Origin of the sequence: Niallia endozanthoxylica (genome assembly GCF_008710145.1) — a bacterium.
GTDB classification, from domain to species: domain Bacteria; phylum Bacillota; class Bacilli; order Bacillales; family Cytobacillaceae; genus Bacillus_BD; species Bacillus_BD endozanthoxylica.
In genome coordinates this window covers 19,207-35,890 of record NZ_VYKL01000044.1, presented here as the reverse complement: position 1 = coordinate 35,890, position 16,684 = coordinate 19,207, and the positions used below count along the sequence as shown (strand labels likewise).

At 35.3% G+C, this 16,684-nt stretch carries 13 protein-coding genes and 2 pseudogenes; 11 read left to right on the top strand and 4 right to left on the bottom strand.

The window, feature by feature from the left end; genetic code table 11:
- The first annotated feature begins 132 nt into the window (after positions 1-132).
- The gene (locus F4V44_RS23210; RefSeq protein ID WP_150442386.1) at positions 133-1,038 is read left to right on the top strand and encodes a tyrosine-type recombinase/integrase; all 906 of its coding nucleotides are present in this window, start codon (positions 133-135) and stop codon (positions 1,036-1,038) included.
- Positions 1,039-1,182: 144 nt separating this feature from the next.
- Here the strand turns inward: F4V44_RS23210 and F4V44_RS23205 are convergent.
- Positions 1,183-1,479, bottom strand: a pseudogene (locus tag F4V44_RS23205) (branched-chain amino acid transporter permease).
- 333 nt (positions 1,480-1,812) lie between these two features.
- Positions 1,813-3,357, bottom strand: a complete 1,545-nt coding sequence (locus F4V44_RS23200; RefSeq protein ID WP_150442385.1) for a primase C-terminal domain-containing protein — start codon at positions 3,355-3,357, stop codon at positions 1,813-1,815.
- 952 nt (positions 3,358-4,309) lie between these two features.
- On the opposite strand from F4V44_RS23200, the gene F4V44_RS23195 reads away from it, so the two are divergent.
- The 8 genes and pseudogenes from F4V44_RS23195 (at position 4,310) to F4V44_RS23155 (ending at position 12,528) form a co-directional block, all read left to right on the top strand.
- Positions 4,310-4,480: a ribbon-helix-helix domain-containing protein gene (locus tag F4V44_RS23195; protein WP_150442384.1), complete on the top strand. Its 171-nt coding sequence runs from the start codon at positions 4,310-4,312 to the stop codon at positions 4,478-4,480.
- 34 nt (positions 4,481-4,514) lie between these two features.
- The gene (locus tag F4V44_RS23190) at positions 4,515-6,362 is read left to right on the top strand and encodes a helix-turn-helix domain-containing protein (RefSeq protein ID WP_223882012.1); all 1,848 of its coding nucleotides are present in this window, start codon (positions 4,515-4,517) and stop codon (positions 6,360-6,362) included.
- 1,089 nt (positions 6,363-7,451) lie between these two features.
- Complete coding sequence (locus tag F4V44_RS23185; protein WP_191090825.1) at positions 7,452-8,987, top strand: spore germination protein; 1,536 nt, start codon at positions 7,452-7,454, stop codon at positions 8,985-8,987.
- Positions 8,988-9,017: 30 nt separating this feature from the next.
- Complete coding sequence (locus F4V44_RS23180) at positions 9,018-10,211, top strand: Ger(x)C family spore germination protein (RefSeq protein WP_223882011.1); 1,194 nt, start codon at positions 9,018-9,020, stop codon at positions 10,209-10,211.
- A gap of 3 nt (positions 10,212-10,214) precedes the next feature.
- A complete protein-coding gene (locus F4V44_RS23175) occupies positions 10,215-10,448 on the top strand; it encodes a hypothetical protein (protein ID WP_150442383.1) in 234 nt (77 codons plus the stop codon).
- An 18-nt stretch (positions 10,449-10,466) separates the two neighbouring features.
- The gene (locus tag F4V44_RS28470) at positions 10,467-10,706 is read left to right on the top strand and encodes a GerAB/ArcD/ProY family transporter (RefSeq protein ID WP_150442397.1); all 240 of its coding nucleotides are present in this window, start codon (positions 10,467-10,469) and stop codon (positions 10,704-10,706) included.
- Positions 10,703-11,197: pseudogene (locus F4V44_RS28465) on the top strand (GerAB/ArcD/ProY family transporter). The gene F4V44_RS28470 and the pseudogene F4V44_RS28465 overlap by 4 nt, the downstream one beginning before the upstream one ends.
- Positions 11,198-11,430: 233 nt before the next feature.
- Positions 11,431-12,528, top strand: a complete 1,098-nt coding sequence (locus F4V44_RS23155) for a GerAB/ArcD/ProY family transporter (protein WP_150442380.1) — start codon at positions 11,431-11,433, stop codon at positions 12,526-12,528.
- Between the two features lie 340 nt (positions 12,529-12,868).
- Here F4V44_RS23155 and F4V44_RS23150 read toward each other — a convergent pair whose 3' ends face one another.
- The gene (locus F4V44_RS23150; protein WP_150442379.1) at positions 12,869-13,636 is read right to left on the bottom strand and encodes a class I SAM-dependent methyltransferase; all 768 of its coding nucleotides are present in this window, start codon (positions 13,634-13,636) and stop codon (positions 12,869-12,871) included.
- Positions 13,637-13,794: 158 nt separating this feature from the next.
- Entirely contained in the window at positions 13,795-14,460 is a 666-nt protein-coding gene (locus F4V44_RS23145; protein WP_150442378.1) for an HAD family hydrolase, read from the bottom strand.
- 264 nt (positions 14,461-14,724) lie between these two features.
- Between F4V44_RS23145 and F4V44_RS23140 the strand changes: the two genes are divergently transcribed.
- Positions 14,725-14,991 carry a hypothetical protein gene (locus tag F4V44_RS23140; protein WP_150442377.1) on the top strand — a complete coding sequence of 89 codons (267 nt, stop codon included), beginning with the start codon at positions 14,725-14,727 and terminating at the stop codon, positions 14,989-14,991.
- Positions 14,992-15,199: 208 nt separating this feature from the next.
- Positions 15,200-16,660 carry a transposase gene (locus F4V44_RS23135; protein ID WP_150442376.1) on the top strand — a complete coding sequence of 487 codons (1,461 nt, stop codon included), beginning with the start codon at positions 15,200-15,202 and terminating at the stop codon, positions 16,658-16,660.
- The last annotated feature ends 24 nt before the right edge of the window (positions 16,661-16,684 follow it).

Sequence of the window (16,684 nt, the reverse complement as noted above, 5' to 3'; positions counted from 1 at the left end):
AGGGTAATATGAATTATGATTAAAGTCTTAATTGTACTAACCTACCACTTTAGCTTAATAAGATCTGCCGTTTCAATTTTGTAAATCCGGTCAATAATTTTTTTAAAAAGATATTATTAGGAGAGAGCAAATTTGTTATTATCTAAAGCATGGGAGACGTATGAATCTGATAAACGAATCGAAGGTTTTTCGCCGAAAACATTAAAAGCATATAAACTTCAATCAGCGTTACTGATTCGCTTTGTAAAAGATGTTCAACTTGATACGATTACTACGGAACAATTAAAATCTTATGTAGCAAAACCAAGTGAAAACCTTAAGCCTGCAAGTTTGGCTCATCGAATTCGTTTTATGAAATCATTGTTTCGATGGTCTCATAAAGAAGAGCATATTCCCCAAAACCCCTCCGCTAAAATTAAAGAACCTAAAACCGGGAAAGGAATCCCAAAATTTCTTATAGAAATGGAAATTGAGCATTTACGTGAAGCATGCTGCACCCCAATGGAAATGGCTCTGTTTAAATTCATGTTTTCCACTGAATACCGAATAGGAGAAATTGTTTCATTAGATAGATGTAGAATTAATTGGTCGAACCGATCCGCCATTATCAGAGGTAAAGGCGATAAGAAACGGGAAGTCTATTTCAATATCCCCTGCGAAATTTGGTTAAAACGATACCTAAATAATCGTGAAGACAGGGACACTGCTATTTTTGTCACGGAACGGGATCCTCATCGAATGAGCATTGCCCAGATGCAATACATTATTAAGCAGATTTCAAACCGCGCTAGTAATAACAAAGACATTCATCCACACCAACTAAAGCACAACAATGCAACCCACTTATTACATTATGGAGCACCTCTAGATGTTATTCAAAACCTATTAAGTCATGAAAAATTACACGCTACGGAAAAAGCATGGTCAGCTAAAGCATACATAACAGTCCCATATGCATTTACCATATGGCTTTGCACCTTTATTGTTGCTTCTGTAAATCCAGCTTCAAACTTTGTTAATTGGATACCTAACGAATGAACATAACGGTTATTTTTAACATGATCATATATTTGTTCATAATATTTTTCATAAATTTCATACTCATCAATTCTCTCCTTCATTTATATCTACCCCATATTGGGTATTTGTAATATTTTAAAAAACTATCTGCACGAATAACATCTAACATATCCTTCCACTTGCAATTGAAAAGAGCATATTTTTCTTCCAAACATGAAGAAGTACAACAATTGCCACTCCTAAAAATTCAGGGATACCATGACTTCCAGATAATAATCTTACATCCTTAAAACAATAAATAACCAAAAGTCCAATGACCGCTGAAGGTAACACTTACCCGAGAAATTGAACATATTTCGGCGTGGGTTTACCCGATGGGAAAACGATGAATGGAAGGAATCTTGTTATTAGGATACCTAAAACCACCATTGCAATCACTCTTATCAAAATTCTTAACATTGTAAATACTTATCTTCAAACTCCCCCATAAGAAATACCTATCCATAATTTCCATATAACTCCTATATAACTCTTTCAAATATTGTTAACCCTACAAATTATCAATATCCTAGCGCCCACCACTATTAATCAAGTATGTGTAATTAACACAATGAACTAAATACACATAACATTAAAATAACTAAACCAATACCCCATATAGTCTTTATAAATCTAATTAATCCATCCTCCATAAATAGAGCTAAGTTAAAAATCAATAAACACCAAGAATAGCAAAAACAAACCCAGAGAAGGAGAATATAGATATGTATTGGCAGACTGGCTTATTAATTTTCAACTAGTCATTCGATCTGGTGGAGACTCTCCAGCCCGGTACAATAAATCAACCTCATGAAGGAGTAATTTCTCTTCTAAGGATGGAATCTCTAGTGTACGAAAAGATGCATTTAACTCTGGTAATAGTTCAGCAAATGTTAGTTGGGCTTGTTTAATCTGTCTTTTACGTAAAAGAAGCATGCTTTTAAACAGCATGGATCGAGTAGCCACTTTCGTAACAGCTGCACGACCACGGCCAACCGTTCGTTTGATAAGCTTAGTTGAACGTTTCAAAACTTCTTTAAGTGTTGAGACAGCCATTCCGAATTTTTCAGCAAGCATACTTAAAGAACCCTCTAAAAAGGGATTTTCCCGGCTTGTATGTGCTGTCAAATAGGCAAGGATATCTTCTTCCCGTTCCTCATAATGGGATCGTACTCTTTCCTCACGCGGCTTTTTAAATTTGTACCAGCCTTCTCTTCCAGAAAATTGAGTCTGTCCATCTGTCCAAATTTCTAATAAACCTTCAACATAAGAACGCTTTACTCCCTTATACTTACCGGAATAAGCGCTTTTCAATGTTCTCTCAAACTCACTTTTAGACAACGGATTAGCTAAATTACTATTGAATTGATCTAATTCATCGTAAGCATCCTCAATGGAACGTCCACTTGCATAATTAGCAAGAGCTAGTGTCATTAATGCATTATTTCGACTAGCACTATGATGGCCTCTGTCAATATTTGTAGCACTAATAAGCGCACGATACCAATCTGATGACGCTTGATCGATTGCTGCACTGTCTTTATTGTAAACAACACGTAAAAAGGTTCTGTTTTCTTGTTCTTCATAGTTCTTAGACCAGGACAGGAGCTCTCTTGTATTAGCCGGTTCATCATAAAAATCAAGCACATTATCCTCTCTTGGTATGCGGTAAAACCCAAATGGTGCACAATTTGTATCCACTGGTACATACGTAGACAATGCTTTACGAATGTTATCTGTTAAGCGTTCTGCTACTCTTAGAGACTTATAATCTTGATTTCTATGTATATAAAAAGGTGTATCCAAAACAAAGAAAACTTGAAAACCTCTAGGAGTCTCTAACAATAAGTTAGGGCGTGGTAATCCTAATTCTTCGCACCCCAAATAAAGGGCATAAAGATCAATTTCTTTTGTATCAATATCAAACCCGATCACATTGATTTGTTTTAGGTTATCACGCGTATGCCCTTTGATGATCCGTCTATGAAAATTATAGTATGTACCACCTCGAAAAGTATTAGGGGTCCAATGAGATAAAGAGTTTCTTTTTTCATGGAGCGTTTCATAGGAAGTAACGACATATCCCTTCCCTTCAACAAGATCTTCCTTTGAAGGTGTAACAAAGACCACACCTTTACGGAATGGATTTTGATTTTCTTTTACTTCATATGTTTTCAATTTATCATGTGAAACCTTAGATCCCTTTTTCTTGTATAAAAATAGACTGTTATGTGTCATAAACTGCATGATTTCCACTGCTGATACGACATTACGTGATACATTTTTAATTGCATTCATTATCTAGTTCACCTTCTTTCCTAATAAAACTGTTATTTCGACCAATATTTATTAAAAAGATTATAGCGAACTCAATTTTTGAAAAATGGCTCTCTCTAAGAGAAAATGCACCAAAAAAAAAAGGCCCTTGAAGTCAAGCGCCCCAAGGGATAGAAAAAAACTTTGAAATTTTTTTATTGCACGGGTTGGACGGAGAAATGCACCAAAATAATTAAAATGCACCATTTTTTCCGTTTATGCTTATTTTAATATGTACATGAAAAAGCGTTCATTTACTTGAGTTTTGTGCTTACCCATTTTGTATTTTGACACACAGGTTGGACGGAGTGGTGCAAATGAGTGGTGCATTTTTTCCACGCAGGTTGGACGAAATAGTACGAATACGTGGTGCATTTTCTAAATATTAGTTTTAATTTTTTCTAAAATCATTGATATATTAACATTTTCTGACACACGGGTTGGACGAAGTGGGATTAACGACTATTTTTACTGGTTCAAAACTGTGCCTTTTTCCACACAGGTTAGACGAAATGGTGCATTTTTAATGGGATTGGGGTACGAGTTGGACGGGGTGGTGCATTTTAATGAAATTGAGGAACAAGTTGGACGAGGTGGTGCAAATGAGTGGTGCATTTTACCCTATTTAGTTTAGATATCTTTTAAAAGGCTTTAATAACCAACTTTATTCTACCATTTGGTGCAAAGGAAACTATAGTAATAGACATTTCACTTATTGACTACTCCCATAGCTTAAGAAGTGGGTTTTCTCGTTCGAGAAGTTCTATAAAATCCTTCTTTCTTCCGAATGATTTGGACGAAGTGGTGCATTTTAAATCATTTTGATACACATGTTGGACAGAGTGGTGCAAATTTATGGTGCGTTTTTATTTTAAATAGATTACTATAAACTTATATAAGTTTATGTACATATTTTTGTCGAGGAGTGGTGCAAATGAGTGATCTAAAAACTAGAACGAGAATAGGAAATACTTTAGACACGAAATTACTAGAAAAGTTAAAAGAGCTTTCTGCGGTGACTCGTATCCCCATGTCGCGCTTGTTGGATGAAGCTGTTAAGGATTTAATCCAAAAGCATAATGCTATAACCCCTTCTGGCCGTTAAGGGAGCATAGAAAAAAGGCAGAGGAGGGTTATAGTTGCTGACGACCAATTATTCGGAAATTGAGGATCAATTAATACTACCGTATCATTTATTAAAGATTGCTATATTTGAAGAAACTAAATATCTTTTTCAAGACCGACCAAGTATTATAGAAAAATGGTTCAGTGAGGCCTATCAAATGACTGAGGATGAAATCAGGAATCAATATCCTCCTGCCGGAATGAGCCCGAGTTTTAAAACATTATACGTTTTCCTGACAGAAGGCTTATATTTTCAAAAACATATTACAAAAGGCATGATAAAAGAAGCCGTTCAAAGACATTCAGGAACCATCCAGGCTACCCTATCGAGTTTTTTATACAATGAATTTCATGAAGAGGTCAATCTAAGTTTGAACGAAAAAACCATTGATCAGGCCATGGAACAAGATTATTTATACACCAGTATGGATAATGACTACCATATGATACGGAATATTGTAGCTAAAAAGAAGGAATTTAAAGAAAGGGGTGAGGGTCAATTGGCTGCTGATCTGATTGATAACAAAGGCAACTTTAGAGGAATGGCCGAACTCCGCCCCACTCAAACAACAAACATATTACTTAAGGAAGATCAAGAAGACCTTTGGATGAAGTTAGTTGATTCAGCCTACAATTCATTAGATGAATGGACAGCAGATTTATTTGACTTAATTACCTATTTATGGCTGTTATCTCCTAAAAACAGTGAAGGATATATTGAATTTCATAGCAATGATGCTTTACGGTTAAGACATACACCGGACACTGAAGAGCAGACAAGTGCAAAAGGGTTAATAATTAGAGAACGTGATCGTTTTAATATCATGAAACGAGTTGTCGCTCTATCAAGCATGTGGGTGTCTTTAAGTGAGGGTAAAATTATTACTCAAGAAGATAAACAATATGATTTTCAAGATTTTAAGCGAATGTTTGATATTGGAGCAATACGTGTGGCCTATGATAAGAAGACCGGAGAAGCACAAGGCGTCTATGCACTTCAAATTAAACCAACAGCCATACTGACCCCTTTAATTAGTGCGTCTAGCCAAATGATTGGGTTATTACACCTCAAGGTTTTTCAATATAGCCATCAGACACAAAAAGAGCATAAACGGCTGCTGCGATACATTGATCGGCAATGGAAGATGCGAATCCGACTCAAATCTAAATTGACTCAGCCATTTAAAATAGCAACGTTATTAAAAGAGATGGATATTCCTATACGCTATAACTGGAGTGACAAAAAGGATAAGTTAGAAAATGTATTGGATGACTTTAAATCTGATGGGGTTATAAAAGATTGGGAGTATAAAGAAGTCTTTGATGAATCTATCGTCGGAAAAAAAGGCTGGTATAAGGATTGGATCAACTATAGTATTAGTATTTATCCAACAGACGACTTACTTCAAGGCTATAAAAAGAATGTGGAGCTTTCCACCCAAGCTATTCTTGATCAAACCATTTTAGAAAAGATACATCCTTCAAATTTAGAAGGCACCTCGTTAAGAACGGAAGATGCAAAGATTGCCAGCAGTCCAACATATGCAATGAGAGAATCTGCTTCTACTTTAGAAGTAGCTGCCATTGAAAAAACACCACAGACAAGCAAGAAACCGAAACCGGTCAAATTTCAACAACAAGCTTTTGATCTTGATGCAAAAGAGGAAATTACATTATCGCCTGAAACCATGGGAGAAACGATTCAGCAATTAAATATGAGTATACGTCAGGCAGCTGAAGAAATCGGAATTGCCCACACTACCCTTTCTCGATACTTAAGGAAAGAGAATAAGCGTCAAAACAATAAAAACGATGAAAAAATGCTTAATTGGTTAAAAGGAAAAACTTTAATTAACACATAATGCCCCCCCCTCTCTGCTAAACTATATTACTTCTTTTACTTTATTTAGCAATTTAATAATGCTGTTTATGTCCGTATGTTTTTTGAATCTAAACAAGCCGAAAATATGCAAGGAATGAATAAAAACTTGCATATTTTCGGCTTGTTTAAATACTTTTTTACATTTTTTTACTATAATAATTTTTTATTTCTTTTATAGAAACGTTATAGAGAAATGTGATTAGTAAAAAACAAAGTAAAGTAACACTTAATAATAATCCTACTATTTCAATCCATTCATTTTAGTTGCTGTACATAATCAAAGCTATAAGAATAAACAAAAGTGTTATTGAACCTTCAGAGTAAAAGTACAACATTCATTTTTTCTTATATGCATCAATTCGGTAATAAAAACGATATCCAAGATTTCATTACACGTCTACCGTGCTAAATTCTTTGAAAAAAATAAATAAAAACCTTTGCAATTACAAATAATGCTTATAAAGGAAATAACCTACAATTGTGTAGGCAACCACCCTTTGAACTACTGCACCTTAATTTCTGACGAAATTTGAAGATGAAGATTCCTGCGAACACCGAAGTATCCTTCAGTTTTTTAGCAGGCTATCCCCGTCGCACCGACGGTTAGCAGTACAAGTGGCGTGAGCCTCCTGCAAGTGTTACAAACTTGTACGTTGAACCCGCCACGCACCCTATTTTAGCTTGGTTTTCGCAACTTCGGTGTGCGTGGTAGGCGAATTGACGCTTGGATATTTTACGTGACAGAGCGTTTCCTGTCACAACCCCATATATCCAGTTTCAAAGAACAACTTACAGGAATATTACACCATAAGAACATGCGTTTTAGCTATCACCAACCGACATTCATCTCCCACTTATTTTTGGGCTACGCCCTTCACAAAATTGAAGCGGGAGTCTTCTGTCGGGAAATGATAAAGTAAAAGATTATCCTTTATAATAAAAGACTCATTATTCTTACTGTGAGGTGATAACCTTGAAATCCCGAGCTCCCATTTCCGTAAAAAAATTATTAAAAGAAAAAGCGGATGGTAAATCTAAAAAGTCAATTATCAAAACTCAAGAGGAACAAATGCAGGATAATGAGTCCCAACAACCAAAGAGTATCTATTCCGATTTGAAATTGAATTTAGAACACATAAAAAAAACCACTGGTAATAGTACAGACATTATCATCAGAGAGGTTCAAGTTGGTAAAAATGGGGAGGTTCAATTAGCTGTTATATACACAGACGGATTAACCAGTTCAGCAGAACTTGAACAATTTGTTTTGGAGACCTTAATGGTGAAGATTCGGAATACCGAAATGGATTCAACTAACCTTCATTCATTGGACTGTCTTGAAGCGATAAAAAAAGAATCTCTCCCTGTTGCAGGGGTAACAGATATTAGTGATTTCAAAAAGTTATTCTTAAACCTGTTATCGGGTGATGCCATTATCTTAATGAATAGCTTTTCAAAAGGGCTGGCTATTAGTTTTAGAGTTTGGGCTGATCGGGGTGTTCAAGAACCTTCTTCACAAACTGTGGTTAGAGGCCCTAAGGATGGATTTACGGAAACATTAAGGAAAAATACAGCTTTAATCCGCCGAAGAATAAAAGATCCAAACCTGTGGATTGAGACAAAACAAATTGGAACAAAGACACAAACGGATGTTGCAATCATGTTTTTAAAGAATGTTGCCAATGAAAAAATCGTGGACGAGGTACGAAATCGTATCAATCAGATTAACATTGATGCCATCCTTGAAAGTGGCTATATTGAAGAGCTGATTCAGGATAATCAATATTCCCCGTTTCCAACCGTTTTCAATACGGAAAGACCGGATGCAGTAGCTGCAGCGATCTTAGAAGGAAGAATTGCCATTCTAGTTGATGGGACCCCCTTTGTGCTTATTGTTCCTGCTCTTTTTGCCCACTTTTTCCAATCGAGTGAGGATTATTATCAAAGAACAGATATCTCATCATTCATCCGATTACTTCGGTATTTTGCTTTTTTCCTTGCGTTATTAACACCCTCTGCCTATATTGCGGTAACAACGTTTCATCAGGAAATGCTTCCTACGCAGCTACTGGTAAGCCTAGCTTCGCAGCGGGAAGGTGTTCCTTTTCCAGCAGTTGTTGAAGCAATAATGATGGAGGCAACCTTTGAAATTTTGCGTGAAGCAGGGGTTCGAATGCCTAGAGCTGTTGGTTCCGCCATTTCGATTGTCGGAGCTTTAGTTATTGGACAAGCGGCTGTTGAAGCGGGAGTTGTTTCAGCAACAATGGTGATTGTCGTTGCTTTAACGGCGATTTCTAGCTTTGTCTCTCCAGCCTTTAATATGGCCATTGCAGCAAGACTGATACGATTTCCACTTATGATTCTTGCAGCATCATTCGGTTTGTTAGGAATTACATTAGGACTAATTGTGATGGTCCTGCATTTAAATAGCCTAAGATCCTTCGGAATCCCCTATTTAACACCGAATGCACCATTTATATTACAAGATCAAAAGGATAACTTTATTCGACTCCCGCGTTGGCTATTTTATACACGGCCGCGGCTAGTTAATCAAAAAAACATAGACCGGGAAGATACACCAGTACCAAAGCCTCCAAATTCATAAAGAACGTGATAAGCATCAGGGGGGAAAAAGTTGAAAAAAATAATTTATTTACTCATTATATTTCTTTTCATTAGCATTTTTTTAAGCGGATGTTGGAGCAGAAGAGAGCTAAACGAACTCGCAATTGCGGTTGCTTTAGGGATTGATAAAACGGATGATGGGTTGCTTTTAACCGTTCAAATTATTAACCCATCAGAGCTCGCTGGTCAAGTTAGGTCTGGTCGGACCGAAGTTATAAGTATGAAACAAACAGGAGATACATTACTTGAAGCTGGGAGAATGTTATCCGTTGAATCACCAAGAAGAATTTATTTAGCCCATCTTCGTCAAATTATCTTTGGCGAGGAATTCGCAAAAGAAGGGATTGCAAAAACCCTCGATTTTCTTTCTAGACATCATGAGATGCGGACAGACTTTTTTATTACTGTTGCAAAAGGAAGTACTGCTTCCGATATTTTAAATGTTCAAACTGCGCTAGAACCTATCCCAGCAAATAAACTATTTGGGGCCTTGGAAAATTCTGAAACGGTATGGTCCCGAACAAAGACCGTTCAATTAGATGAGTTAATCTCTAGCATAACCAGCAAAGGAAAAGAACCGGTTTTAACAGGAATTTACGCTTACGGTGATGTTAAAACAGGGAGTAAGTTTTCCAATGTGCAAGATGTGTCACCAGAATCTGAGCTAAAGATAGACCAAATTGCTGTTTTTAAGAAGGATAAACTTATAGGTTGGTTAAATAGCGACGAAAGTAAGGGATTTAACTACATAACAGATAATATAAAAAGTTCAATTGTAAACATCCCTTGTGAAGGCGGGAAAATTTCGATTGGAACGATTCGCTCTAAAACGGATGTGAAAGGGAAAATGAAAAATGGAAAACCCCAGATTGACATCCACATTAATTCAGAAGGCAATATTGGTGATGTTCAGTGCTCGGTTGATTTATCGAAACTGGAAACTATTAAAGCGATAGAAGAGAAATACAAAAATCAGATAGAAGAAAAAATGAAAAAAGTAATCCATCGGGCCCAGAAAGATTTTCAAAGTGATATTTTTGGTTTCGGGGAAGCCATACATCGGGCTGAACCGAAAGCCTGGAAACGTCTTGAACCAACTTGGGAACAGGAATTTGAAAATTTAGAAGTAAGCATTCATGTGAAGGCAGATATTCGGCGTTTAGGTACAATAACAGAATCTATTCAAGAAGATATCGAGGAGTAAAACATGTTTGCAATCATTGGAGTTTTGCTTATTGGGGCGATTATTTCTTTTTTTGAGATCTCTCCCCTTGTAAAAAAGAAATGGTGGAGAGAAATAGTCGTCTATTTTCTGCTGCTAACAACAGGTCTTACATTATCAATTCTAATCATCAAAGATGTTGCCATACTTAATCCTATTGACTTGTTAATTAAAATTTATAGCCCAGTAGCTTCTTTTATGGAACGAATTCTGACCTAGGGAGAATTTTAACAACTTATACTTGAAAAAGGGGAAATAGACATCTTTCAATTCTATAATTTGGTAATTACACTTACAATTGGAACCTCGATTCCTGTTACACCAGCAGCACTTGCAAAGTTGGCGAAGCGGGATTCTTGGTTGGCTTCTGTCTTAACTGTTGTTGTCAGTCTCCTATTTATCTTTCTCTATAATCAAATTTCTTCCCTTTATCCGAATCAAACCTATGTTGAAATGAATGAAAAAATATTCAGATGATTGTAATAATTCTTATTATCCTATGCCTTCTTCTTATCCCGGAAATCATATTTGAAAGAATTGAGCCCTTTTTTGAAGGAGCGATAAAATCAGTTATGTGGAGCTCCTATCATAATGTTGCGATTCCCTATTCAGAGCTTCCCATATTCTTAATGATCGCTCCCTTTGTTACAGATAAAGCCAAAATGAAAAAAGCCTTTTAATACTGTACCTTGATTGGGGGATTTATCCTAACTATTCTGATTACTTTCTGTATTCTAGTATTAGGTTCGGTCATTACTGCCAAACAAGCTTATCCAACTTACATATTAGGAAAGAAAATTAGTATTGGGGATTTATTAGAACAGATTGAAGTGATTGTTTCCATCGTTTGGGTTTTAACCATTTATTTGATAATGGAGATTTGCTTTTATGGGCTTGCTTTAGGATTAACTCAAATATTCTGGTGGATGAAGGAACTACTAAATTCTGATTTTCCCATTTTCCATTAGCATTCTTAATAGGTGCTTTTTCTCTCATTATACACCCTGATGTTGTTAGTATTCGCTACTCTGTTGCGCATATGCGAGCACCTTATTCCTTAATCATTTGTTTTTTCTGCCACTCTTGTTATTGGTCGTAGGAAAGCTTAGGAAAAATAAATCAACAAAAATAGCCTTTATAAATTCTTAAACCTTATTTTTCATATTTTAGTCATCTTGTTTGGGTAGGTGAAAGATCCGTTATGCTTGAAAAAGGGAAAATAGATCCTAATGAATTTCATGTTATAGTCATTGCTTTTACGATTGGAACTGCGATACTTCATGCACCTTCTTTACTTGCAGGGACTGCAAATCAGGATGCCTGGATTGCTTCAGCTTTAACACTTTTATTCAGCTTATTTTTCATTTATATATATAACCAGTTAGTTTCCCTTTATCCCTTCATGACTTTTGTCGAAATGAATGAAAAAGTATTGGGGAAATGGATAGGTAAAATAACTGCGTTTTTATATTTATTTTATATTTTTCATATTCTTGGAGGAGGATACAGAGGTATCGGAGATTTTTTTACCACTCAAGTCATGGTGGAAACACCCATCGAAATCATTATTATTATGTTCGTGCTTACAAGCTTAATAGGTGTACGGTTGGGATTAGAAGTGATCTGCCGCTCAGCATTAATTTTTTTTCCATGGATTATGATGCTGCTTTTGATGTTATCTTTGCTACTAATCCCTGAACTCAAATTCGAAAATATTCAGCCTATTTTCGGAGAAGGTCTGAAGCCTATTATGAATGGCTTATATACAAATTTGTCCCTACCTTATTTACAGCTTGCGATATTATTAATGATCACACCATTTGTGACCCAAGAAGCCAAAATGAGAAAAACTTTTTATATAGGAACAATTATTGGTGGAATGACTCTAACCATTTTAGTTATGTTTAGTATTTTAATATTGGGTACTGATACTTCCGCAAGACAATCCTATGCCGCCTATGTATTGGGGAAAAAAATAAGTATTGGGGATTTCCTAGAACGAATTGAAGTCATTGTCACTATCATTTGGATCCTTACTATATATTTCAAACTTACGATTTGCTATTATGGACTGTCCCTTGGACTAGCTCAAGTATTGGGCTTGAAAAGTTATAAAATTCTTGCTTATCCATTGGGGATTTTAATTATTACCTTTTCAATTTTTATGCATTCGGATGTTGTTCATGTTAGTAACTATATTACAAAAACATTGCCACCTTATTCCATAACCATTTGTTTTTTTCTACCACTGTTATTATTGTCAGTAGGAAAGATTAGAAAAAACATCTCAAGTACTTAAGCTTACAACAATACCTAAATGCTATAATCATTAATCGAAGAGCATTCTCCTTATCCACTCAAAATATAAATAGCTGTCTTTATGACAGCTAAATGTTAAATACATTTTACTAATGTTCTTTGCTGAAGGCTTTATCAACGAAATGTCCTGATTATCATCGTAAGTAATCAGCCCATTTTTATTTGATAGAGATTATGGCAACCATCTTAAGAAAATCTTCAATAAACTAAGATTTTTAATAAACTTGATTATAATATTGAACTTTTCAAAAAATTCTAAGCATATTGTTAGACAGACTCACATGTCGTTTAAATCTTATGACATAGATAAAATGAGTCCCTCAATATTCAATTTTCTTTCTTAATTTAAAAACTATAAAATCAGCACTTCTGAAATCTTCTTCAAAAGAAGGATATTTATTCAACATTTCTTCAGATGGTTTTGGCTCTATTAATCCTTCTAAAATAAACCCTGCTCTAATTACATTATTAACATAGCTGGTTAAAGTTCTATGGAATAATAGCATTTTTTCTTTATCGCCTAGTCTTTGTTCATAAACACCTTCATAAAAATATTTATCTACATTCCAATGTAGCTTTTCACCATCCTTTGTTTTCTCCCATCCACTTTCAGGAGTAACAAAACAAGGATGTAAAATTGAAAAAATAAAATATCCTCCATCTACTAATAGACGATACATTTCTTGGAATACTTTTTCATAATTTGCAAGGTCTTGTATTACCATATTCGATATTATTAGGTCAAAACTGTTATCCTCTAAAAAATTTAAATTCTCACAATTTCCATGTCTATAATTAATTCTTAAATCAATTGGAGTTCTTTCTTTGGCGATTTCTAACATTTTTTCTGAATAATCTACTGCTGTTACAATGGCTTCAGAGTTAGCTAAAATCCTACTAAAGTAACCTTCTCCACATCCAGCATCTAAAACTTTTTTATTTTTTACCGTTCCCATAAGTGATAATAAAGTAGGATTTAAAAAAACTTCCTTATGAAGGTCTCCTTGTTCAGTATGTGCTGCTGAGTATGTTTCGGCATACCTATCCCACCTTTTGATCGCTTCTTCTGTACCAATATTTTTTTCCATTTTAATACCACCTAACCTATTCAATTATCCCATTATCTTTTATAGATATTCCTCAATATAAACTTAAATCCTTATACTTTTCTACAATGGCTCGATAAAAGAAAACACCTTCTTACTTAAGAAGCGTGTCCATTTGCTGAATAATAAAATGTCGTCATTTATTCAACTTTACTTGTTATTAAAACATCTTTTATCTCGTCAACACTATTAACAATATGTGTAGGGTTAGAATCACTTAATTCTTTCAATGAACCATATCCATAAGTTACTCCAATAGAGTCAATACCAATATTATTTGCACCGATAATATCGTGTTTTCTGTCACCAATCATAATAAAATCATCTAGCCTATGCTTATTGTACTTATCAAGTATGTATTGAATAATTTCAGTTTTTGATGTTCGTGTTCCATCCAAATTACTTCCAACAACAAGTTCAAAATACTGGTCAATATTAAAATGCTTTAGTATTTGTTCAGAAAATACCGTAGGCTTTGAAGTTGCAACAACTAAAATATATTGTTGATCTTTTAATGATTTTAACAGAGAAGGAATATCTGAATATAGCTCATTCTCAAACATCCCCTTATCCTTGAACCTTTCTCTGTAAAAATGAATGGCCTTTTGTGTACATTCTTCATCAAAATTGTAATATTCAGCAAATGAAACTTGAAGTGGTGGACCGATAAAACATTCAAGTTTATTGATATTAGGTTCATCAATATCCATTTTCTGTAACGCATACTGAACAGATTTAGTTATACCTATTTTGGGGTCTGAAAGCGTTCCGTCTAAATCAAATAAAATTATTTTATATTTGTTCATATTAAGCGTCCTTTCTGTATCTATTTCCTTTCCTCATTTTACTATACAATATTTGGAATAATTTAAATCCATTGTTCAATTGGCTTAATAACCCTTACTCCATTAACATTTATTCAACAACTTTATTAGTTTTTAACACCTTTATTGTTATCTAACAGAAGTAACCAAATCTTAGAATTTTAGAAATGATAGAGAACTCACTAAATGATTTACATGTAGAGATTGTTTCCTCCATATTGAATCGTAAGAATGGGAAGTTTACTATTGGAAGATTGGACAGCAACATATCCGGATAATGACCAATTAACGCCTGAACGGGATAAATCGGATAGCGTAGTCAGCTCGTGTATTCTGCTTTTAACAGCCTTTCCATACGATGCAGCTTGCCATTTCCCTGAAGGAGATATAATTAGGCTTCCTACTATCTTTCAACAAGAAACCTCTCCCGGCAGTCTTACAGTGCCTATACTACCTACGCCAATATTATTTAACAGATTTCCGAAAGAAGTCTCCCATCCTCAAGGAATGTGAAGGGCGATCGCCCAATGAGGTGGGAGATGAATTTCAGTTGGCGTTAGACAAAATAATCAGGACTTACCCACTTATTGTAAATTACTGGTATTTTATTTCATCAGGTGATCAAATAAAATACCTAAAAGTACCTGACTTTTTGAAATAAATCCCATAATCAGGGTAAAAATGTAGATTGCTACTATCTTTCTTGATTAAGGGTGTTGGAATGATGTCAACTTTAAACAAACCAAAGTTCAAAAAACTTGCCTATAGCTCTTTTGGAGGGGCTCCTTTAGTAAAGTCGTTGTGGGATCGATTTGATTTATCCTTATTGATGGCTCAAAGTGGTATGCACAAGAAGAGTGGCATACCTACCTGGCAATTAGCTTTTTTATTAGTGATTGGGCTGCTGGCGCAGTGCTCTTCTTGTTCAAAAACAGTAGAGTTCTATTCAAAAGAACGTCTTTTACAGGCCATGTTTTCCCAAAAAGGAGTGACTCAATCGGTTCTCAGTCGCTTTATGGTGTCTGCTTTTCACTGGGATCTCTTTCATTTAAAACGGGTGCGACAATTTCAATTAGATGAAGAGACCAAACTAGTTGACGGAGATGTTGTCGCCTTAGATGACACCTTAGTGGTTCATGAACACGCCACAAAAATGCCTTTTTTGTATCGTTTATTTGATCACTGTACGAATACCTATGTAAAGGCTATGAATCTAGTGGTCATTCATGCTAGAAAGGCAAACGGACTCCAGTATCCCTTATTTTATTCCATATGGAATAAAGAAAAGGCGAACAAGATTCATTTAACCAAACTGGATTTAGCCCTTCAGATGTTACAAGCCTTAAAAGAACAACTCCCTCGTCCGGTACGTTTATGTGTAGCGATGGATAGTTGGTATTTTGTGAAGAGCCTTTATCTTGAAATTGAAAAACTTGAATTTGATTGGGTAACGAAAGCAAGAAAAAATACCCTGCTCTATCGGAAAGTGATGATTCGGGGGAAGGAACGTTTTATTGAAATTCTTCCCGAAGCGCTATTTAAAGAGGCGAAACCCCTTTTTGCTTTCTGGAGAAGAAAGAAATCCGTGTGTATGGCCTTTAAAGATATATACATTAAAATAGATGAAATTCATCATGGACAGGGCTATCTTAAAAAGCCTATTCTAAAACCTGTTTCAGCTGTTGTAACAGCAAACTTACAAGAAGATCTTGAACAAGGCAATGCCAAAGGGATATTTGCGTTACTTCTATCTAATAATACAGACTTTACAGCTGTAGAAGTCGTACAAAATTACAAAAGAAGATGGTCAATTGAGGTCTTTTTCAGAAACGCGAAACAAGAATTAGGGTTAAACAATTGTCATTCCACAAATGAAAATCATATCCATGCCCATTTAAGTATTCTTTTCACAGCGGAAGTCCTCGTTCGATTTGCGCAGTGGAAATATAATCAAAAAACGGATAGGAAAGAAGAAATCACCCACGGCCAAGTAGTTGATCATCTCTTTCATATCCGCTGCGAAGTCCATGCGAAAAGCAAAGACTCAATCCAAGTATATTTTGACACAACCGCTAAGCCCTTCGCAACTTTTTTTAGAGAATTTTGGCCTCCGCAACTACGGATGGCTTGGTTTGACATGGATTATAATCGAAATGGGAATATGATTCCACAAAGTGGGTAAGTCCTAAAAATAATAGTAAATCAA

What these genes read in the sequence shown, in the direction of transcription:
- F4V44_RS23135 (WP_150442376.1), top strand. Translation starts at nt 15,200, where the DNA reads ATGATGTCAACTTTAAACAAACCAAAGTTCAAAAAACTTGCCTATAGC.
- F4V44_RS23175 (WP_150442383.1), top strand. Translation starts at nt 10,215, where the DNA reads ATGTTTGCAATCATTGGAGTTTTGCTTATTGGGGCGATTATTTCTTTT.
- F4V44_RS23185 (WP_191090825.1), top strand. Translation starts at nt 7,452, where the DNA reads ATGCAGGATAATGAGTCCCAACAACCAAAGAGTATCTATTCCGATTTG.
- F4V44_RS23200 (WP_150442385.1), bottom strand. Translation starts at nt 3,357, where the DNA reads ATGAATGCAATTAAAAATGTATCACGTAATGTCGTATCAGCAGTGGAA.
- F4V44_RS23150 (WP_150442379.1), bottom strand. Translation starts at nt 13,636, where the DNA reads ATGGAAAAAAATATTGGTACAGAAGAAGCGATCAAAAGGTGGGATAGG.
- F4V44_RS23155 (WP_150442380.1), top strand. Translation starts at nt 11,431, where the DNA reads ATGCTTGAAAAAGGGAAAATAGATCCTAATGAATTTCATGTTATAGTC.
- F4V44_RS23195 (WP_150442384.1), top strand. Translation starts at nt 4,310, where the DNA reads ATGAGTGATCTAAAAACTAGAACGAGAATAGGAAATACTTTAGACACG.
- F4V44_RS23145 (WP_150442378.1), bottom strand. Translation starts at nt 14,460, where the DNA reads ATGAACAAATATAAAATAATTTTATTTGATTTAGACGGAACGCTTTCA.